Origin of the sequence: Pantoea sp. sgz302252, from assembly GCF_047713085.1 — a bacterium.
Taxonomy (GTDB): domain Bacteria; phylum Pseudomonadota; class Gammaproteobacteria; order Enterobacterales; family Enterobacteriaceae; genus Scandinavium.
The window spans coordinates 126,259-145,858 of the sequence record NZ_JBLFJW010000008.1 but is presented as its reverse complement, the minus strand read 5'-3'; the positions used below and the strand labels follow the sequence as shown (position 1 = coordinate 145,858).

General features: G+C 53.3%; 23 protein-coding genes and 2 pseudogenes. 10 read left to right on the top strand and 15 right to left on the bottom strand.

Annotated features, from left to right (window positions below; genetic code table 11):
• Window positions 1–20 precede the first annotated feature (20 nt).
• The 3 genes and pseudogenes from ACLW56_RS08630 to ACLW56_RS08620 form a co-directional block, all read left to right on the top strand.
• Window positions 21–869 (top strand): SDR family oxidoreductase, encoded by an 849-nt coding sequence (locus tag ACLW56_RS08630; protein WP_330983366.1) that lies wholly within the window; start codon window positions 21–23, stop codon window positions 867–869.
• A 72-nt stretch (window positions 870–941) separates the two neighbouring features.
• Window positions 942–1,110: pseudogene (locus ACLW56_RS08625) on the top strand (EamA/RhaT family transporter); the annotation flags it as partial.
• 67 nt (window positions 1,111–1,177) lie between these two features.
• Window positions 1,178–1,637: pseudogene (locus ACLW56_RS08620) on the top strand (hemerythrin domain-containing protein); the annotation flags it as partial.
• Window positions 1,638–1,721: 84 nt separating this feature from the next.
• On the opposite strand, the gene cycA reads toward ACLW56_RS08620, so the two are convergent.
• Together cycA and fklB are read right to left on the bottom strand one after the other, a co-directional pair.
• Window positions 1,722–3,125, bottom strand: a complete 1,404-nt coding sequence (cycA, locus tag ACLW56_RS08615) for a D-serine/D-alanine/glycine transporter (RefSeq protein ID WP_330983365.1) — start codon at window positions 3,123–3,125, stop codon at window positions 1,722–1,724.
• A 307-nt stretch (window positions 3,126–3,432) separates the two neighbouring features.
• On the bottom strand, window positions 3,433–4,053 hold the full coding sequence (gene fklB / locus ACLW56_RS08610) for an FKBP-type peptidyl-prolyl cis-trans isomerase (protein ID WP_330983364.1): 621 nt from the start codon (window positions 4,051–4,053) through the stop codon (window positions 3,433–3,435).
• A gap of 131 nt (window positions 4,054–4,184) precedes the next feature.
• Between fklB and ACLW56_RS08605 the strand changes: the two genes are divergently transcribed.
• Window positions 4,185–4,847, top strand: coding sequence for a LysM-like peptidoglycan-binding domain-containing protein (locus ACLW56_RS08605; RefSeq protein WP_330983363.1), 663 nt, complete (start codon window positions 4,185–4,187; stop codon window positions 4,845–4,847).
• A 38-nt stretch (window positions 4,848–4,885) separates the two neighbouring features.
• On the opposite strand, the gene ACLW56_RS08600 is transcribed toward ACLW56_RS08605, so the two are convergent.
• From ACLW56_RS08600 to rpsF, 5 genes are all read right to left on the bottom strand, one after another.
• Window positions 4,886–5,815 carry a DMT family transporter gene (locus ACLW56_RS08600; RefSeq protein ID WP_330983362.1) on the bottom strand — a complete coding sequence of 310 codons (930 nt, stop codon included), beginning with the start codon at window positions 5,813–5,815 and terminating at the stop codon, window positions 4,886–4,888.
• Window positions 5,816–5,960: 145 nt separating this feature from the next.
• Window positions 5,961–6,410 carry a 50S ribosomal protein L9 gene (gene rplI / locus ACLW56_RS08595; RefSeq protein WP_103177988.1) on the bottom strand — a complete coding sequence of 150 codons (450 nt, stop codon included), beginning with the start codon at window positions 6,408–6,410 and terminating at the stop codon, window positions 5,961–5,963.
• A 41-nt stretch (window positions 6,411–6,451) separates the two neighbouring features.
• Window positions 6,452–6,679 (bottom strand): 30S ribosomal protein S18, encoded by a 228-nt coding sequence (gene rpsR / locus ACLW56_RS08590; protein WP_002210155.1) that lies wholly within the window; start codon window positions 6,677–6,679, stop codon window positions 6,452–6,454.
• Window positions 6,680–6,683: 4 nt separating this feature from the next.
• Window positions 6,684–6,998 carry a primosomal replication protein N gene (gene priB, locus ACLW56_RS08585; RefSeq protein WP_330983361.1) on the bottom strand — a complete coding sequence of 105 codons (315 nt, stop codon included), beginning with the start codon at window positions 6,996–6,998 and terminating at the stop codon, window positions 6,684–6,686.
• A gap of 6 nt (window positions 6,999–7,004) precedes the next feature.
• Window positions 7,005–7,400, bottom strand: coding sequence for a 30S ribosomal protein S6 (gene rpsF / locus ACLW56_RS08580; protein ID WP_330983360.1), 396 nt, complete (start codon window positions 7,398–7,400; stop codon window positions 7,005–7,007).
• Window positions 7,401–7,762: 362 nt separating this feature from the next.
• Here rpsF and yjfY point away from each other — a divergent pair, with 362 nt between their 5' ends.
• Window positions 7,763–8,014, top strand: coding sequence for a DUF1471 family protein YjfY (gene yjfY / locus ACLW56_RS08575; protein WP_415377656.1), 252 nt, complete (start codon window positions 7,763–7,765; stop codon window positions 8,012–8,014).
• 71 nt (window positions 8,015–8,085) lie between these two features.
• Here the strand turns inward: yjfY and ACLW56_RS08570 are convergent, their stop codons facing one another.
• Genes ACLW56_RS08570 through ulaA form a run of 6 tightly spaced genes read right to left on the bottom strand, consistent with a single transcriptional unit; the run spans window position 8,086 to window position 12,498 of the window.
• Complete coding sequence (locus ACLW56_RS08570) at window positions 8,086–8,772, bottom strand: L-ribulose-5-phosphate 4-epimerase (RefSeq protein ID WP_330983358.1); 687 nt, start codon at window positions 8,770–8,772, stop codon at window positions 8,086–8,088.
• Window positions 8,773–9,627: an L-ribulose-5-phosphate 3-epimerase gene (locus tag ACLW56_RS08565; protein WP_330983390.1), complete on the bottom strand. Its 855-nt coding sequence runs from the start codon at window positions 9,625–9,627 to the stop codon at window positions 8,773–8,775. It abuts the gene before it with no gap.
• Between the two features lie 9 nt (window positions 9,628–9,636).
• Entirely contained in the window at window positions 9,637–10,290 is a 654-nt protein-coding gene (locus ACLW56_RS08560) for a 3-keto-L-gulonate-6-phosphate decarboxylase UlaD (protein ID WP_330983357.1), read from the bottom strand.
• 12 nt (window positions 10,291–10,302) lie between these two features.
• Entirely contained in the window at window positions 10,303–10,770 is a 468-nt protein-coding gene (gene ulaC / locus ACLW56_RS08555) for a PTS ascorbate transporter subunit IIA (protein ID WP_330983356.1), read from the bottom strand.
• Window positions 10,771–10,779: 9 nt separating this feature from the next.
• On the bottom strand, window positions 10,780–11,085 hold the full coding sequence (ulaB, locus tag ACLW56_RS08550) for a PTS ascorbate transporter subunit IIB (RefSeq protein WP_330983355.1): 306 nt from the start codon (window positions 11,083–11,085) through the stop codon (window positions 10,780–10,782).
• 12 nt (window positions 11,086–11,097) lie between these two features.
• Complete coding sequence (gene ulaA, locus ACLW56_RS08545; RefSeq protein WP_330983354.1) at window positions 11,098–12,498, bottom strand: PTS ascorbate transporter subunit IIC; 1,401 nt, start codon at window positions 12,496–12,498, stop codon at window positions 11,098–11,100.
• Between the two features lie 357 nt (window positions 12,499–12,855).
• On the opposite strand from ulaA, the gene ulaG reads away from it, so the two are divergent.
• Both ulaG and ulaR read left to right on the top strand, forming a co-directional pair.
• Window positions 12,856–13,920, top strand: coding sequence for an L-ascorbate 6-phosphate lactonase (gene ulaG / locus ACLW56_RS08540; RefSeq protein ID WP_330983353.1), 1,065 nt, complete (start codon window positions 12,856–12,858; stop codon window positions 13,918–13,920).
• A 128-nt stretch (window positions 13,921–14,048) separates the two neighbouring features.
• Window positions 14,049–14,804 carry an HTH-type transcriptional regulator UlaR gene (gene ulaR / locus ACLW56_RS08535; protein WP_330983352.1) on the top strand — a complete coding sequence of 252 codons (756 nt, stop codon included), beginning with the start codon at window positions 14,049–14,051 and terminating at the stop codon, window positions 14,802–14,804.
• Here the strand turns inward: ulaR and yjfP are convergent.
• The gene (gene yjfP, locus ACLW56_RS08530) at window positions 14,801–15,514 is read right to left on the bottom strand and encodes an esterase (RefSeq protein ID WP_330983351.1); all 714 of its coding nucleotides are present in this window, start codon (window positions 15,512–15,514) and stop codon (window positions 14,801–14,803) included. The two genes, ulaR and yjfP, sit on opposite strands and share 4 nt — an antisense overlap.
• Window positions 15,515–15,722: 208 nt before the next feature.
• Between yjfP and bsmA the strand changes: the two genes are divergently transcribed.
• Window positions 15,723–16,034, top strand: a complete 312-nt coding sequence (gene bsmA, locus ACLW56_RS08525) for a biofilm peroxide resistance protein BsmA (RefSeq protein ID WP_330983350.1) — start codon at window positions 15,723–15,725, stop codon at window positions 16,032–16,034.
• 130 nt (window positions 16,035–16,164) lie between these two features.
• The gene (locus ACLW56_RS08520) at window positions 16,165–16,440 is read left to right on the top strand and encodes a DUF1471 domain-containing protein (RefSeq protein ID WP_330983349.1); all 276 of its coding nucleotides are present in this window, start codon (window positions 16,165–16,167) and stop codon (window positions 16,438–16,440) included.
• Window positions 16,441–16,475: 35 nt separating this feature from the next.
• On the opposite strand, the gene ACLW56_RS08515 is transcribed toward ACLW56_RS08520, so the two are convergent.
• On the bottom strand, window positions 16,476–18,098 hold the full coding sequence (locus tag ACLW56_RS08515) for an isovaleryl-CoA dehydrogenase (RefSeq protein WP_330983348.1): 1,623 nt from the start codon (window positions 18,096–18,098) through the stop codon (window positions 16,476–16,478).
• A 213-nt stretch (window positions 18,099–18,311) separates the two neighbouring features.
• On the opposite strand from ACLW56_RS08515, the gene ACLW56_RS08510 reads away from it, so the two are divergent.
• Complete coding sequence (locus ACLW56_RS08510; RefSeq protein ID WP_330983347.1) at window positions 18,312–19,589, top strand: MFS transporter; 1,278 nt, start codon at window positions 18,312–18,314, stop codon at window positions 19,587–19,589.
• Window positions 19,590–19,600 lie beyond the last annotated feature (11 nt).

Here is a 19,600-nt window from a genome sequence, read left to right as displayed (position 1 = left end):
AAACACGAAGGAGTCACCTCATGATCGCGATTACCGGCGCTACCGGCCAGCTTGGCCAACTCGTTATTGAAAACCTGCTCAACACCGTACCTGCCAATCAGCTAGTGGCGATTGTTCGCAATCCGGCAAAGGCTCAGGCGTTGAGCGATAAAGGCATTACTGTTCGTCAGGGCGATTACAACGACCAGGCTTCATTGCAGGCCGCTTTGCAGGGCGTGGACAAACTGCTGCTGATTTCCGGGAGCGAAGTCGGCAAACGCGCAGAACAGCATGGCAATGCCATCCGTGCGGCAAAAGCGGCTGGGGTGAAATTTATCGCCTACACCAGCCTACTTCATGCGGATAAATCGCCGCTTGGCCTGCACGTTGAACACGTTGCCACCGAGAAAATGCTGGCTGAATCCGGTATTCCTTATGCGCTGCTGCGTAACGGCTGGTACACCGAAAACTATCTGGCCAGTGCGCCACCGGCTATCGAACACGGCGTGTTTATCGGTGCGGCAGGTGAAGGCAAAATCGCTGCGGCTCCACGTGCAGATTATGCAGCCGCAGCCGCTAAAGTGATCAGCACCGACGGCCATGCCGGAAAAGTGTATGAACTGGCGAGCGACACGGCCTGGACGCTCAGCGAACTGGCGGCGGAACTCAGCAAGCAAAGCGGCAAACCCGTCAGCTACCAGAACCTGAGCGAAGCCGATTTTGCTGCCGCGTTGAAAGGCGTTGGCCTACCAGCAGGACTGGCAGATATGCTGGCGGATTCAGACATTGGTGCGTCCAAAGGCGGCCTGTTTGATGACAGTCATACCCTGAGCAAGCTCATCAATCGCCCGACGACTCCGCTGGCTGAGAGCGTCAAAACCCTGCTGTAAAAGTTAACCGTTGGTTAATTTTTGTGGCATCACCGTGGGCTATCTTCGATAATAACGGGATAGTTCACGGGAGGGGCGCTGTGCTGGAATATCGCCAGCCAACGCCTGCCGACGGTGATTGTCGGGCCGCTTATCGTCTTCAAAACGCTGGCCGGATTGCTGTATACCTTTTTGCTGCGTCAAAGCCTTCCGCCCTTGCTGACTGACGGGTATCGTTCTATTGGTTATCGACGTGGTCTAAACCGCAAAAAACGCAGCGCCAGGCACTCCAGAAAGAACCGGCCAAATAATGCCGTATTTCCCAGGCAGTCATTGAAGCCGAACTGGCTACACTGACGGAAGCGCCGGTGGAGAAAAAATGGCGCACCACGCCGCTGGCAGACATCATTGAGCATACACGACAGGCATCGTGAGCAGTTGCCGGAGCTGATTCTGCAGGCCACAAAAGTCGAACGCGTTCATGCTGATAAACCTAACGTGCCGCGCGGCTTAGCCAGGTATCTGACGGCGCTGCATCAGGAGCTTTCCAGCCATATGATGAAAGAGGAGCAAATCCTGTTCCCGATGATCAAACAAGGTATGGGCAATCAGGCGATGGGGCCTATCAGCGTGATGGAAAGCAAACATGATGAGGCGGGTGAACTGCTGGAAGTGATCAAGCATGTGACCAATAACGTGACTCCGCCGCCGGAAGCGTGCACCACTTTGATGGAGCACATCAGTCTTGAGAATAATGTGCTGTTTCCTCGGGCTTTAGCGGGGGAGTGATTTTTGCCCGGTGGCGCTAACGCTTACCGGGCCTACGCGAAGTTGTAGGCCGGATAAGCGCGCGCCATCCGGCACCTTTCGCAATTACTTAGCTAAACGCTTCTTCCCGGCATACAACCAGCCAGCACCCAGCACGACAAACCACAGCGGCGTGACGATCAGCGCCTGACGGGTGTCGTCTTCCAGCGTCAGCAGAACCAGTACGAACACGAAAAACGCCATGCACACCCAGCACATCAGCTTACCAAGAGGCATTTTGTATTTGGATGTCGCGTGCAGTTGCGGGCGCTGTTTGCGGTAAACCAGGTATGAACACAGAATAATGGTCCACACGAACATAAACAGAATCGCCGACACGGTGGTAATCATCGTGAACGCCGCGATGGCGCTTGGATTCACATAGAGCATCACCACGCCGCCCAGCAGACAGATGCAGGAGAAGGTCAGGCCTTTTGCCGGAACCGCACGCTTAGACAGTTTCGCGAACGCTTTCGGGGCCACCCCATCCTGCGCCAGGCCGAACAACATGCGGCTGGTTGAGAACACACCGCTGTTGGCTGAAGAAGCGGCAGAAGTCAGCACCACAAAGTTGATGATACTTGCCGCAGCAGGCAGCCCAACCAGAACGAACAGTTCAACAAACGGGCTCTTATCCGGCACCACTGAACCCCATGGCGTGACAGACATAATCACCACCAGCGCGAACACGTAGAACATGATGATGCGGATTGGGATGGAGTTAATCGCCCGCGGCAGGGACTTCTCCGGATCTTTGGTTTCAGCCGCCGTGGTGCCAACCAGTTCAATCCCCACGAAGGCAAACACCGCTATCTGGAAGCCTGCAAAGAATCCACTGAGCCCTTTCGGGAACCAGCCGCCGTCATTCCATAAATGGTCGAAAGAGGCCTGCACGCCGCTTGGGGAGGTGAAGTGCGTCATCACCATTACCAGACCGACAATCACCAGCCCGACGATGGCGACGATTTTGATCATCGCAAACCAGAACTCCATCTCGCCGAACATCTTCACCGTGGCCAGGTTTAAGCCCAGCAGCAGCAAGATAACCGCGAGTGATGCCACCCAATCGGACAACCCGGGGAACCAGAATTGTGCATACGACGTAATGGCGACCACATCTGCCATCCCCGTCACCACCCAGCAGAACCAATAGGTCCAGCCGGTGAAATAGCCTGCCCACGGGCCCAGCAGATCCGCGGCAAAATCACTGAACGATTTATATTCGAGATTCGACAGCAGCAACTCACCCATTGCACGCATGACGAAAAAGAGCATGAAGCCGATAATCATATAGACGAAGATTATCGACGGCCCGGCGAGGCTGATAGTTTTACCGGAGCCCATAAACAAGCCGGTGCCGATAGCGCCGCCAATGGCAATGAGCTGAATGTGTCGGTTGGTGAGATTGCGCCGTAGCGACTGTTCCGTCTCCGGTTCCTCAGAGGCGGTGACTTTTACCTGATCTACCATGTGATTTTCTTCCTGTTGTTCCTGTTGTGTTGTGCTGGCTCTTTGGCCATTGAATACCTCTGCTGAGGTTTCATTTTTAAGACTTATCGATAGTAGGTAAGAATCGGCGGGTTGAATACACTGAAATGGTTATTATGTTAATAAGATGTTGGAAGTGAGTGTTATATCACTCTGTTAACGCGAAACAGCTCACAAAAATACACTTACCGCGCAGTAATGCAAGATTAAATGCTGACAAATTTCTGATTTAAGGATTTCTCGCTGATGTTATGCTCCCCTCCCGTTGCCGGGAGAGGATTCAGCGGACTTACAGGATCTCGATCAGTTCGACGTCGAAGACCAGGGTGCTGAAAGGAGGGATGGACGCGCCAGCGCCACGCTCGCCGTAAGCGAGGTTATGAGGAATGGTCAGTTCCCATTTAGAGCCAACCGGCATCAGGGTCAGAGCTTCAATCCAGCCAGCGATAACACCGTTAACCGGGAATTCAGCAGGTTCGCCACGAGCGACAGAGCTGTCAAACACGCTACCGTCAATCAGCTTACCCGTGTAGTGAACGCGTACGCGGTCAGTACGAGCCGGGATAGCGCCTTCGCCCTGAGTCAGAACACGGAATTGCAGGCCGGATTCGGTGCTGCTCACGCCTTCTTTCTCACGGTTTTCTTCCAGATATTTCACGCCTTCCGCCGCCATGGCTTCAAAACGCTCACGACGTACCGCATCAGCACGCTCGTGGATCTCACGCAGAGCACGGTGCACCACATCTACCGGTACCTGCGGCTGCTTGCCTTCCAGCGCGTCCGCAATGCCCGCGACCAGCGCTTCTGGCAGCAGGCCTTGCAGGCCAGATTCGCTGAGCTGTTGTCCTACCTGCAGGCCAATGCCGTAACTCGCCTGGGCTTCAATGGTGTCAAAAGTCGGGGTTGCCATGGTCTTTCCTTTCATCGGATGAAAATCAGCGGGCAGCATATCAGCCAGGCCGCATTGGGTAAAACTTTGTCTCGGCAAAATAATGTATATACTGAGGGGCAAACAGGGAAACGCGGAGCAGGAGGTAACCCATGCCCGGGCGATTCGCATTAAAACCGACATTACAAAAAATCTGGCATGCCCCGGATAGTATTCGACTGATGGACCCGCTGCCTCCGCTGCACCGTCGCGGTATCATCGCGGGGTTTGCCCTGGTCATTATCGGCTTTCTGCTTCCCACGAATGATAGCGTTACGCAGCCTGTGAGTCGCGATGCGCAGCTCGATTTGCAATCGCAATCTCAGCCGCAACAGGGCAATCTGCAGCAGCCGCTGCCGCCTATTGTCTCTTCTCCGCCGGTCAACGATCCGGGCCAGGCCGCACCTGTCGCACCGGAAGTCGTTCAGGAAGAGCAACCGGATGACCAGCCTCAGGTTCAGACTCAACCGCAGTCCACCCCAGAAACTTCGCAATCCTTACCGGGTATTGAGCAGCAATGGCGTTCTTACCGCGTTGAGCCGGGCAAAACGCTGGCGCAGTTGTTCCGCGATCATAACCTGCCCGCCACCGATGTTTATGCGATGTCAAAAGTGGAAGGTGCCGGTAAGCCTCTTAGCTCACTGCAAGCCGGGCAGATGGTTCAGGTGCGACAGAATGCCAACGGCGTGGTGACAGGCTTAACCGTCGATAGCGGCAATGGCCAACAGGCTCTGTTCACCCGTCAGGCAGATGGAAGCTACATCCGCGTCCGCTAAGTTTTCGCCCGGCAGCTCTCGCGCGGCCGGGCGACCCATCACTCACTGCGTTTGTTTACCCACCAAATCCCCGAGCACACCAACACCAGCGCCACCGCGTATTTCCACTCCAGAATATTTTCCCCAAGGAAAATGCCTGAAAGCACCGTTCCCGCTACCGGGATCACGAAGTTGAAAGGCGCAATCATGCTGACGCGGTTGTACTTGAGCAGCGTGCTCCAAAGTGCAAAAGCCACGGAGGAAAGCAGCGTCAGGTAGCCCAGAACAGCCACCGATTCAACACCGTGAAACGTTAACGAGCCACCGCTCAGATAGCCGCCTGCCACCAGCATGGTGCCGCCAATGCCTAGCTGCCAGCCGGTCATCACAGTAGGATCGACAGTCTGAGATATACGTTTGCCATAGAGTGTTGCTGCGGAAAGGATGAAGGCCGCCAGCACCACAAACCCGTCGCCCTGCCAGACAAAACTGAAGTCCACCAGCGAATGGCTGAAGTTCACCAGCATGACGCCAGCAAAACCGAGGATACACCCGAGCGTTTTGTTGTAGCTCAGTTTGTCATTCTGATAAATGAAGTGTGCCAAAAGGACGCTAAAGAACGTGCCCGTGGCATTCATGATTGACCCTTTCACGCCAGTCGTGAAAGCCAGGCCAATATAAAAAATAGCGTACTGGAGAGACGTTTGCGTGAGGCCAAGCAGCGTCAGTTGGCCAAATTGACGGCCACTAAGCCGGGCGATCGGTTTGCGCTGCGCCATGGCAAATAACAACAGAAGCAGCCCGGCGAACAGGAAGCGATAACCAGCAAAGATTATTTTCGACTGAATATCGTCCGTCGCAATCTGGAAAATTTCATAGCCGTTTTTAATGGCGGGATAGGAGCTTCCCCACAGCAGACAGCAAAGCGTGGCGCCGAGGTAGACAACATTCTTACGGGTAAAAAGCGGGGCGGGTGTAACCCTTTCCATTACTGACACCTGAATCAAAATAGCGTTTCAATTCATTATCCGGAAAGGGCGACGCAATAGCTAGCCTGGAAGCGAAAAGTTACAATGCAGAAAAGCAAAACGCCGGCACATGGCCGGCGCTTCGTCGTTATTTCAGAGTAATGAATTACTCAGCAACAACGTTTACTACCAGTTTAGCGAACACTTCGCTGTGAACCTGGAAGTCCACTTCGTGCTCACCAGTGGTACGCAGAACGCCGTTCGGCAGGCGAACTTCGCTCTTAGCCACGTCAACACCAGCAGCAGTCACTGCATCAGCGATGTCGCGAGTACCGATGGAACCGAACAGTTTACCTTCGTCGCCAGATTTAGACGCGATAGTAACGGTGCCCAGTGCGTTGATTTTCTCAGCGCGAGCATTAGCAGCCGCCAGAACGTCAGCCAGTTTGGCTTCCAGTTCAGCACGACGTGCTTCGAAAAACTCTACGTTTTTCTTAGTAGCAGGAACAGCTTTACCCTGTGGAACCAGGAAGTTACGAGCATAGCCCGCTTTAACGTTAACCTGATCACCCAGGCTGCCCAGGTTTGCTACTTTATCAAGCAGAATAACTTGCATTACCTTATCCTCTCAAAGTCGAGTTAATAGACTGTGACCGATTACTGATGACGATCAGTGTACGGCAGCAGGGACAGGTAGCGAGCGCGCTTGATGCAACGAGCGAGCTGACGCTGGTATTTTGCACGAGTACCGGTGATACGGCTCGGGACAATTTTACCACTTTCGGTAATGTAGTTTTTCAGCGTAGCGATATCTTTGTAATCAATCTCTACAACGCCTTCCGCGGTGAAACGGCAGAACTTGCGACGACGGAAATAACGTGCCATTTGGCTAGTCTCCAGAATCTATCAATTCAATCTGCTCGGCATGCAGAACCATTTTGCTTAGCCCGTTTCGCGCCTTGTGGCAGCTAACGAAGCCATGAACAGTGATTTGCGTGCCGACCGTTATACTGTGAGTAATGGCCTGCTTCTCTTGTCCGCTAATAATAACGGGCATTTGACACCATGCCTGCCGGTGAAAACCGGCTTCCTCCTGCATCGAACGGTGCTCAAGCACGAACTGGCAGTGAGGAATTCCTGATGGGCTGACCTTTCGAAGGGGCGCCCTGCACACTGTGCCGGACAACACCAGACGGTTGGCCATCAGCGATTACTCTTCAGAATCCCCAGCATCAGCATCATCTGCGGTTTCGTTTGCGAAATCATCGCGACGCTCACGGCGCTCGTCTTTCGCTTTAACCATCGGAGATGCTTCAGTGACAGCGGTTTTAGTACGCATAACCATGCTGCGGATAACGGCATCGTTGAAGCGGAAAGTAGTTTCCAGCTCATCGATAACTTCCTGTGGCGCTTCAACGTTCAGCAGAACGTAGTGAGCTTTGTGCAGTTTGTTGATCGGATAAGCCAGCTGACGGCGGCCCCAGTCTTCCAGACGGTGGATCTTGCCTTCTGCACCAGTGATGGCAGCAGAGTAACGCTCGATCATACCCGGAACCTGTTCGCTCTGGTCAGGATGGACCATAAAAACGATTTCGTAATGACGCATCGAATTGCTCCTTACGGATTATTCAGCCTCCTGTCTGGGTCAGCCGCGGCCCATGGAGGCAAGGAACGTGTTAAAGGGCGGCTGAAAAATTGACGCGTAATCATACTTGCGCTACCCAGGAAACTCAAGGTGATTGCGCAAATAATTCGCACTAAGCGCAAAGCTGCGCTGGCTCAGTGGCTTAAAATTAATCAACACGGAATGCGTCATTTTTTTGAACAACTGCATCAGAAATGGTCGCTTAAGAATCTAAAAGTAACGATTACACTTAAATCAGACCCCATCTGGACGCAGAAGGAGCCCTACCTAAACACAGCAGGCTGTAGGGAGTGACTATCATGAAAAACATCGCAATCGCCGTAATGGCTGCGGTTTTGCTCAGTGCAAACGCGATGGCAGCCATTAAGATAGACGGCCGACAGGCCAGAAATATGGACGATGTGCAGAGCTTAGGCGTTATCTACATCAATCATAACATCGCCACTGAAAGCGAAGCAGATCAGGCCTTGAGTGAGGAGAGTGACGCGCGCGGCGCCAAATACTTTCACCCAATTCTTCTCCATGAACCCGGCAGCAATGGCTTGATTCATGCCAGCGCTGACGTTTACCGCTAGCACCAGGACAACACCAAAACGCACTTTGCCATAGTTGGTTGAACGCTGCCCCCGGACTCCGGGGGCTTTTTTTATTTCTGCCCGTACCAGGCGTCAGGGCCATGCTTACGCAAATAGTGTTGGTTCATTAAATAGTGGTCGATAGGTTTCAACTGCGGGTTAATCCCACGCGCAATCCACGCCATTTTGGCGACTTCTTCCAGCACAACCGCATTGTGTACGGCATCATGAGCATCTTTTCCCCATGAAAAAGGACCGTGCTGATACACCACCATACCCGGCATATGCAGCGGCTCGCAGTCGCCCAACGTTTCGATAATGACTCTGCCAGTATTTAACTCATAGTCACTCTGCACTTCGGCTTCACTTAGCGGACGCGTACAGGGAATGTCGCCATAGAAATAGTCTGCATGCGTCGTTCCTAATGCGGGAATGGCAAGCCCCGCCTGTGCCCACGCCGTCGCGTGGGTTGAATGGGTATGAACAATTCCGCCAAGAGAAGGATAGCGCTGGTAAAGTGCTAAGTGAGTGGCTGTATCGGAAGAGGGTCGCCATTTCCCTGCAACAACGTTGCCTTGCAGGTCGATCACCACGATATCTTCCGCGCGCATGCCCTCATAGGACACACCACTCGGTTTAATGGCCACCCAACCTCGTTCACGGTCTATGGCGCTGACGTTACCCCAGGTAAAGGTCACCAGCCCAAAGCGAGGAAGCGCAAGATTCGCTTCGAGAACCTGTTCTTTTAGCTGCTGCATCTATGCCACCTCCCGCAGTCCGACTTGTGCCATTTTTGCCAGCACCCACTCTCTCGCTTTGGCGACTTCTGCAAGCGGGTCTTCTGCCGTTTCGCTCCACATTTCAATTAGCCATGGGCCGCAATAGCCGTGCTGTTTCAGGGTGGAGAAGCACAGTTCAAAATCCACCACGCCCGCACCGAATGGCACGTTTTTAAACACGCCAGGACGGGTGTCTTTCACATGCACAGCCACGATATGCCCGATACCCGCCTGAAGCTCCATTTGCACGTCGTTATCCCAGGCGGAAAGGTTGCCGATGTCGGGATAAAGCTGGAACCACGGGTTGTTGAGATAGTGTGCATAACCTAGTGCTTTGCTGATGGAGTTCATGAGCGGAGAGTCCATGATCTCCATCGCCAGCGTGACCTGAGCCCGGCTTGCCATTTCGACGCTTGTTTTCAGCCCTTCACGAAAACGGCGGCGAGTTTCATCATTGGCCTGCTGATAGTAGACATCGTACCCCGCAAGCTGGATAACCCGAATGCCAACATCCTGAGCAAACAGGATAGCTTTACGCATGATTTCCAGCCCCTGGTCACGCACCGCGTCATCTTCACTGCCTAACGGAAAACGGCGGTGAGCGCTCAGACACATAGATGGCACGCGAACGCCGGTTTCGGCGATAGCCTTCACCAGCGCCAGCCGCTGTTCACGGCTCCAGTCAAGCCGGGAGAGCCGCAGATCGGTTTCATCCACAGACATTTCAACGAAATCAAAACCTAACGTTTTCGCCAGAGTGAGCCTCTCCAGCCAGCACTCCCCGGCAGGGAGCGCTTTTTCATAGATGCCAAGTGGCACGGGATTCGACAGCATCATCGCATTTCACCCCCACAACTGGGCGATGGAGCGTTTGAACTGACGCGCCGCTTCAACGGGAGAGGCGGCGTCACGGATGCTTCGCCCTGCGATAAAGACATGAATGGGAATACCCTGGAACAGGGGCAAATCTTCCAGTGCTAACCCGCCTGTCACGGTCACTTTGAAGCCCATACTTGCCAGACGCTTAACAGCACTGATATCCGCATCGCCCCAGGCAACACCTGCCGCCTGCGCATCCCGGCTGCGGTGATAAACCACCTGCTGAATACCGGCATCACGCCACTCCTGCGCCTGTTCCCAGGTCCAGAAGCCAGTCAGCTCAATTTGCACATCACCGTTAAACTCTTTTGCGACTTCCAGCGCACCTTTAGCGGTGTTGATATCTGCACAGCAAATCACGGTGACCCAGTCGGCATTCGCCTCAAAACACATACGCGAGAGGATTTTGCCTGCATCGGCGATTTTGGCATCGGCCAGCACAATTTTATGGGGGTACAACGCTTTCAGGTCACGTACCGCGCGCACGCCTTCGCCCACGCAAAGGATGGTGCCCACTTCAATAATGTCGACCTCTTCAGCAATCAGGCGCGTCGTTTCATAAGCGTGAGACAGCGTTTGGTTATCCAGTGCAACCTGGAGCATCGGTAACTGAGACATTTCCATTTCCTCTTAGGCGGTCGCCGCGGTGGCGGAATCAATCAAATCAAGCACATCCTGCTCGGTGCGGCAGGCACGTAAACGGTCGAAATTGGCTTCATCTTCAAACAGATTCACGATCTGCATGATGCCGACTTCCTGGTGGGTGTTGGCGTCCACGGCCGCCAGGGTGATGAGGATATCGACGGGATCGTTATCCTCATGGTTAAAGACCAACGGGGTTTTCAAAGTGACCAGCGCAAAACCGGTCTTTTTAACCCCTTCTTCCGGACGACCATGCGGCATTGCGAGGCCAGGCGCTATCACGAAATAAGGCCCGAATGCAGCAACGCCATCCAGAATGGCCTGGTAATAGCGAGGCTCGACAACGTCTGCAGCCACCAGCAGATCGACACCGATTTTCACCGCCTCCTGCCAGGTGCTGGCTTCTGCCTGCAGTTTGACCGAGTGGTTTTGCGCTAACGAATCACGTAACTTCATGGCGGGCCCCTACTTCACATCTGCCGGGAAATGCGCGTTGATCACTTCCATCAGTTTTGGGCCAAAATCCGCCGCCGACAGCATGTTGCGTACTCCCACCACATACTTATTCCCGGAGACTTCGATTTCACTGGCGACATGCGTCGACGCGATGATGATGTCTGCACCGCTGAGCTCGCTTTTGTACTCCCCCACCGCGCAACTGTTGACGGTGTGCGCCACGTTCTGTTGGGTAAGGAACTGATCGACTTTCATTTTCATGATCATGGAACTGCCTTGCCCACAGCCACAAACAGCCAAAATACGTACGGTCATAATCGGAACTCCTTATTGAGCAGGGTTTTCTGCCAGTTGTTTTTCTGCATCTTCCTCGGCGCGCAGTGTGCGGCCCGCGAAGACCATATAAACCAGTGCAATCAGGATAATGATGGTCATAAAGATCAGGCCTAGTGAAGCAAAGCCTTGCATCATCGGTGGCGCCAGAATGGACCAGTCAGCCATCCCCATCCAGGCGCTCATGCCGGTGAGTTTCACCGCCCAGACGCAGCCAAAAATTTCTATCATCCCCATCACCAGACAAATTTTGAGCGCCGCACGCCAGCCACCAAAGTGGTTAGCAAAGACGCCGATGGTGGCGTTAGAGAAGAACATGGGGATAAAGCCAGGAATAATCAGAATGGAAGAGCCCATCGCGATCAGAATACCGACAGCGATAAGCTGCCCGATGGTGCCCCACATAAAGCCCCACACCACCGCGTTCGGCGCAAAGCTGTAGATAGCCGCACAGTCAATCGCCAGCACCGCACCAGGAATAAGCCGTTGAGAGATGCCGTTAAACGCTTCGGAGAGCTCCGCCACAAACATGCGCACGCCCTGAACGATGATGAAAATCGCCACCGCGAACTGAAAGCCAGTTTGCAGGATATAGATTGTCCAGTGCACTTTGCCTGCCATGGCCTGCACGGTATCCACACCGAAAGAGAGCAAGATGGCCCCAAAGAATACCGTCATGACAATCGCCGTGGAGACGATGTTGTCGTGGAAAATATTCAGCCAACCCGGAAGTTTAAGATCTTCAACGCTCTCTTCTTTCTTACCGAGATACGGGGCAATTTTGTAGGCAATCCATGAGGCGAACTGCTGCTGATGCCCGATGGAGAAACCACAGTTTTCAGTCACTTCCTGTGTCGGCTTGTACATCATGTTGGAGGTGATGCCCCAATAGAGCGACACCAGCACCGCCGTACAGAGGATCGTCGTCCACATTGGGTAGCCGAAAATGTAGAAGAAGACGGCAATCAATCCGGCTTGCTGGAACATGATATGCCCCGTCAGCATGATGGTTCGAATGCCCGTCAGGCGGCGGAAAACGACATACAAAATGTTTAAGGCCAGCGCCAGCAAGACGGCATACCCGACCCAACTGTAGGCCTCTTCCATTCTTTCGACAGTGGCCATCATCGAGGCATAAGTATCTGAGATGGCGCCGTTAATGCCATAAACCTCGGACATTTTTGCCACGACCGGTTTGAAGGTACTGGTCAAAATACCCGACCCAGCCTGCAACAGCATAAAACCGATGATCGTTTTGATGGTGCCTTTGACGATCACGCTGACGCTTTTCCGTAACAGGATGTAGCCCAGACAGGTGACGATCCCCAATAGCAAAGGGGCATTGGTCATCACCTGATTGAAGAACACGGTAAAGACGGTGTAGAGGAACTCCATAGCGATCTCCATGTTGTAGACGGCGAATACAAACGTCGCCCGAGCAGTGAGCCCACCTTAGTAATCAAAAGCAATCACCACAAGAGCACATTTGATTAAATGTGATTGACTACGCAATTTATTTCCACAACACGACAAGGGCTTTTCATTCTGACGACTAAATCAACGCCAATTGCAACATAATTAATTGATATAACTTAACATTTAGTTATTACACTGCCAAAAAACTCTCTTAATGAGAAACGTAACGGTCTGACATAAGAGACAAAACCGCCTCTTGATTTTATGTTCAAAGAGTGTCAACGTTAATCAAAAGCAATCATTAAGTGATTTATTTTGATAACGGAGAGTCATGTAATGAGTAAAGTTGACACAATCAGCCGCGAATCCTGGATCCTGAGTACATTTCCGGAGTGGGGAAGCTGGCTAAACGAAGAGATCGCCGAAGAAAAAGTGGCACCCGGGACCTTCGCCATGTGGTGGTTGGGCTGCACCGGCATCTGGTTAAAATCAGAGGGGAACGCCAACCTGTGCGTAGATTTCTGGTGCGGCACTGGTAAGCAAAGTCACGGTAACCCTTTGATGAAGCAGGGGCACCAGATGCAGCGAATGGCTGGAGTGAAAAAACTGCAGCCAAATCTGCGCACCACACCGTTTGTGCTGGATCCTTTTGCCATTAGAGAGATTGATGCGGTGCTTTCCACCCACGATCATAACGATCACATTGATGTGAATGTGGCCGCCGCCGTGTTGCAGAATTGCGCCAGTGATGTGCCGTTTATCGGGCCGCAAACCTGCGTCGATCTGTGGATCGGTTGGGGCGTGCCAAAAGAACGCTGCATTGTCGTCAAACCAGGTGATGTGGTGAGAGTGAAGGATGTGGAAATTCATGCGCTTGACGCATTTGATCGCACCGCGTTGATTACGCTGCCGGCCGATCAGAAAGCAGAAGGTATTCTTCCGGACGGGATGGACGAGCGCGCCGTCAACTATCTGTTCAAAACGCCAGGCGGTTCGCTGTATCACAGCGGCGATTCACACTATTCCAACTACTACGCTAAACACGGCAATGAACATCATATCGATGTAGCACTAGGTTCGTATGGTGAAAACCCACGTGGGATTACCGACAAAATGACCAGTGCGGACATTCTGCGCATGGCGGAAGCGCTCAATACTCAGGTCGTTATCCCCTTCCACCACGATATCTGGTCGAATTTCCAGGCCGATCCTCAAGAGATCCGCGTACTGTGGGAGATGAAAAAAGATCGCCTGAAATATGGCTTCAAGCCGTTCATCTGGCAGGTTGGCGGCAAATTCACCTGGCCGCTCGATAAAGATAATTTTGAATATCATTATCCTCGTGGTTTTGATGATTGCTTTACGATAGAGCCTGACTTGCCGTTCAAATCCTTCCTGTAAGCATCACGCAGACGCTGCACCGATCCGGGGGGATGTTGCAGCGTCAGTTCAGGAGACTTTTTTTGATTTAGTAATTACAGACTATTTCAAATATCATCAGTAAAAATCACGAATGACCGGAATAGCTCATGACGGAAGCACAACGACACCAAATCCTGCTTGACCACCTGGCGCAGTCAGGCTTTGTTACCGTGGAACAGGTGATTGAAAAACTGGGCATCTCCCCGGCCACCGCTCGCAGAGATATCAATAAGCTGGATGAAAACGGCAAGCTTAAGAAAGTGCGCAATGGCGCTGAGGCTATCAGCCAGCAACGCCCTCGCTGGACACCGATGAATCTTCATGAAGCGATGAACCATGACGAAAAAGTCAGGATCGCCCGTGCGGCATCCCAGTTAGTCAGCCCTGGCGAAAGCGTAGTGATTAACTGCGGTTCGACTGCGTTCTTGCTGGGTCGCGAAATGTGCGGCAAGCCAGTGCAGATAATCACCAACTACCTTCCACTAGCGAATTACCTTATCGATCAAGAGCATGACAGCGTGATCATCATGGGCGGGCAATACAACCGTAGCCAGTCCATCACCCTGAGCCCTCAGGGCAGCGAAAATACGCTGTATGCCGGGCACTGGATGTTCACCAGCGGGAAGGGGCTTACCGCGGATGGGCTCTACAAAACCGATATGCTGACCGCCATGGCCGAACAGAAAATGCTGAACGGCGTGGGGAAACTGGTGGTGCTGGTTGATAGCAGTAAAGTGGGTGAGCGCGCAGGCATGTTATTCAGCCGTGCCGATGAAATCGATATGCTGATCACCGGCAAAGACGCTAACCCTGAAATTCTTAAGCAGCTCGAAGCACAGGGGGTAAAAATCCTGCGCGTTTAAAGGTGTTGCTGAAAGAAACTTACCGCGGCTTCAAGTGCCTCCGGTGTGATGCGATGCTTAACACCCGCTTGCCATTGGCTGGTCAGATTTTTATCCAGCCCCTGTTGCTTCAGCGCCTGCTGCAAGCGGAACGACTCAATCGCGGGCACTACGTCATCCTCTTCACCATGCCACAAAAACAGAGGGCGCGTAGCCAGAGTTTCCAGATGCCGGCCAACGTCCCACTGATGTAGCGTCTGTGGAAATTCCGGTGATGGGAAAAGCGTTCGAGAAAGCGAAGAGAAATAGCCCGTTCCCATTAAGCTCGCAACACACTTCACTTCCGGATGGTGCGTCACAATGGCCAAAGCGGTCATCCCGCCCATTGAAGCCCCCGCCACCGCTAGCCGCTCATCCGCTAGCCAGCCCTGAGAAATAATGGCATCTCGCAATGCGGGAAACGCCTCAATGCTATTAAGCAGGATAGGCCAAAAACGCTGCAGCCTTTGCGCGGCATCACCTTCAAACCGTGAACCATGATCGAGCGCATCGGGCATAATGACCCTAAACCCGGCCTGCGCCAGGGCGACAGCAAAATAGCTGTAGACCACTTTTGACGAAGTAAAACCATGGTAAAACACAATGCAGGGTAAAGCGGAGGTGGCCGCCGCCTTTGGATATGCGTGCAAAACTTCACTGCCCGCCAGGTTGCGCACTTCAAGTTCAATCATTTGCCGTCTCCTTCTTTTATGCTGGTATGACACGCGGCAGTGGCAGGTGCAAGTTTATCGCGCCGCTCAGGCCTGCTAATGTTGAGAGGTGGATTACGCTTTTACGTTATTTTCATTCGAAAATAGCGCGGGAGCTAACAGTTCGGGAACATTCCCCCCAAAGGCAAATCAATTAATCACTACACTAATGATTATCAGGAAACGGGATATGGCTATGCGACGTTTTGCGCCAATACTGCTGGCGGTTTTACTGAGTGGTTGCACGGTGCTTCAAGGTACACCTGAAGCACCGCCACCGCTGACCAGCCATCCGCAGGAAATTAAGCGAAATCAAACGGAAGGCCTGCAAAAAATAGGCACCGTCAGTGCGCTGGTGTATGGTTCGCCGATGGATGTTGAGGCTGCTCTCAAGGAAAAAGTGACAGCCGCCAAAGCAGACTACTACGTCGTCGTCATGGTTGATGACACCGTCGTGCCAGGGCAGTGGTATTCGCAGGCAATTTTGTATCGCAAACCGTAGGCGAACATTCTTTAGCCAGCTTTACATTGCTTTTCAGCCATTCACGTTTCTCTGTGCACAATGACGTCATACCGTTTGAAAGGATGCACGTCTGCGATGGATTGCCCGGATTCCCCTCGGGTTACGTGAAATGGAGCTGACGACGATGAAACATGCCTTTGCTTTCTTACCTGGACTTTCAAGAACCACGGCTCAGCCCGCGGAGTTCGCCAGCGCCGATTGCGTGACCGGATTGAATGAAATCGGCCTGATTTGCGTCAATAACATTGAAGGCAGCCTTCAGGATGTCGAGCATGTTATTGCCCTCAAGGCGGATGAGCAGGGGGCTTCCTGGTATCGCATTATTCAGATGTACGAAGAGCAGCATCCTGACAACTGGCGGGTGCAGGCGATTCTGTATGCCTGAGAGCACGGGCAGGCCCCACAGCCTGCCCCAACACATTATCCGACACCGCCAGTCGCACGCAGCAGCAAGTCATCCTGAGTTTGTTCATTGAGCAACACACCCCCACGCGTATCCAGCATCATTCGACACCACGCCTGAGCCAGCGGCGGCGAGGCAGACTTCAGCATTTGCGCACCGCTTCCCAGCAGATAGAGCTGTTGAGCCATTTCACGCCCCTGCGCCTCATCCGGTTTACGTAATCGCTGCTGAAGCTGACGCCAGGCACGATCGAAGTGCCTGTCTTGCCCCTTAACCTCATTACACTCTGCGCTTAACACCTCCAACGCGCCCGGCTGTTTTGTCAGCACGCGCAGCACATCAAGGCACATAATATTGCCCGAACCTTCCCAGATGCTGTTCACCGGCATTTCACGGTAGAGGCGCGGCAGTTCGTTATCCTCGCAGTACCCTATTCCCCCCAGCACTTCCATGGCTTCAGCCACGAAGGGGATGCCCGCTTTGCAGACCGCGAATTTGGCGACGGGAGTCAACAATCTGGCCAGGATCATCTCTTCAGGGGAAACCCGATTGCCAAGCGCACGCGCCAGCCGGAACAGAAAGGCAGTTTGTCCTTCGAGCTGTAAAGCCATACGGCTGAGAACCTGGCGCATTAAAGGCTGATTGATCAGGGTTTTGCCGAACACCTGGCGTTGATGGGCATGATACAGCGCAACGGAAAGCGCCCTGCGCATGAGCCCGTGACTGCCCAAAGCGCAGTCAAAACGAGTTAGCCCACCCATTTTCAGGATCAGGCGGATACCCTCCCCTTCTTCGCCCAGCAGCCAGCCTGTCGCATCGGTGAACTCGGCTTCGCTGCTGGCATTGGAGCGATTGCCAGGTTTGTCCTTTAACCGCTCCAGACGCACCGCGTTGCGTTGCCCATCCGGCAGGAAGCGCGGCAGGAAGAAACAGGAGAGCCCACCTTTGGCCTGCGCCAGCACCAGATGTGCGTCACTTTGTGGCACAGAGAAAAACCATTTGTGCCCGACCAGACGATACATCGCGCCGTCAATCTTTTCTGCCCGCGTGGTGTTACTGAGCACATCAGACCCGCCCTGTTTCTCCGTCATGCCCATCCCAATTAGCAGACCGCGTTTTTGGCTGCCTGGCAGTAAATGGGCATCATAACGATCGCTCATTAGCGGCGTCAGCCAGTCGGTAAAGGGCTTTGGAAGCAATCGCTGGAGCAACGGTGTGGCGGCAAACGTCATGGTTATCGGGCAGAGCGTGCCCGCTTCAACTTGAGCATGCAGAACAAAACGCGCAGCACGAGCGACAAATGCGTCCTCACGAGCGTCCTCTTCCCATGCCAGATTGTGTACACGGTTGGCACATAGCCCTTGCATCAACAAATGCCAGGCAGGATGAAAACGGACGTCATCGAGGCGCTCGCCTGAAGCGTCATAGCGCAATAATTCAGGCGGGTTCACATTCGCCAGTCGGCCTAATTCCAGCGATTCTGCCGTACCTAACTGCTGACCAATACTCGCGAGTAAATCACTGTCCCAGCCAGCTCCCTCCCGGATGACAGCCTCACGCAATGCAGAGTCAGACAGATACAGGTTACTGTTATTCAGCGGCTGCGGCTGGTTGAAAACGGTATGTGTTTGCCATTCCACGGGCGTCCCTCCTTCATCGGCGTCAGCTGTAAGTATGGGCAGAGACCTCTCTCTTCGCCCGGGGAAACAAGGAGGTATAAATTATCGAAGGTGGCTTCGTGAACTGCATCACAGCCATAAGAATTTTAAATTTTCTTGTGATTTATGTATGGAATAATTTATTCACATATTAATGCGAGGGTCACGGCGGGATTTTCTATGCAATCAGGATCAATGGCAGCACAAGCACACAAGCGGGCACTTATCGCAGGATCTATTGGTAACTTTATCGAATGGTACGAGTTTGCGGTGTATGGTTTTTTGGCGACGGTGATCGCCAAAAACTTCTTCCAGCTTGCCGGTGAAGCACCGCTCACTGGATTGATTCTGACCTACGCTTCTTTCGCGGTCGCCTTTTTCTTCCGCCCGCTGGGTGCCATCATTTTCGGCCGACTCGGTGACAACATCGGCCGCAAGCCGACGCTGATTTTGGTGCTGGTGATGATGACGCTAGCCACCACGGCGATTGGCCTTGTACCGGTTTACGCCACGCTTGGCGTTGCCGCACCGATTATCCTGACCTGCCTGCGCATTCTTCAAGGCTTGTTCGCTGGCGGTGAGTATGGGGGTGCCGTGTCGCTGATGACGGAGTTTGCGCCGCGAGGTAAACGAGGGTTGTACGGTGCCTGGCAATCTTTCACCGTCGCGCTTGGCCTGCTGGCGGGTGCCGGCATTGTCGCATTGCTGTCCTTTGTGCTTACCCCTGAAGCACTGCACGACTGGGGCTGGCGCATTCCTTTCTTCCTTGCCTTGCCGATGGGCGTCGTCGCGCTTTGGCTGCGAATGCACATGGAGGAAACACCGAGTTTTGTCCGTCAGCAACAAGAAGAGGCCACGGTGGTGAAAGCCAGCGTCAGCAGCACGTTCAAAGCCATTGCGACCGGTATTGGCCGCCTGATGGTCTGGTCAGCCGCCGGTTATACCTATTTGGTGATCATGCCTTCCTACCTGCAGTCTGCCCTGCATACCGGGTTCAACCAGGCACTGCTGATCGCCGTTATTTCTAACATTGGTTTCGCCATGACCATCATTCCTTCGGGAATACTCAGTGACAAAATAGGCCGTCGAAAAGTTATGGTGCTGGCCGCAGTGTTGCTTCTGGGTCTGGCCCTGCCATTGCTGAAAATTCTTCAGGCGGAATCCAGTACGTTGCTGGTCAAAGCCGTTGTGGTGTTAATTGCGGGCGGATTAGTGGGTATGCTGGCAGGCCCTGGGCCTGCAATGCTGTCCGAAATGTTCCCAACCCGAGTGCGTTATACCGGACTTGGACTGGCCTATTCGCTGTCGAACGCCATTTTCTCCGGCTGTGCTGGACTCATCATTACCGGGTTAATCAAAGAGACAGGCAATCTTGATATCCCGGCGTACTACGTGATGGCAACCGCCGTGGTGAGTATTTTTGCGTTGATGACGCTGAGAAAGGACGACCATTTACGGTCGCTGGATGAGTGAAGGTTCCGTGC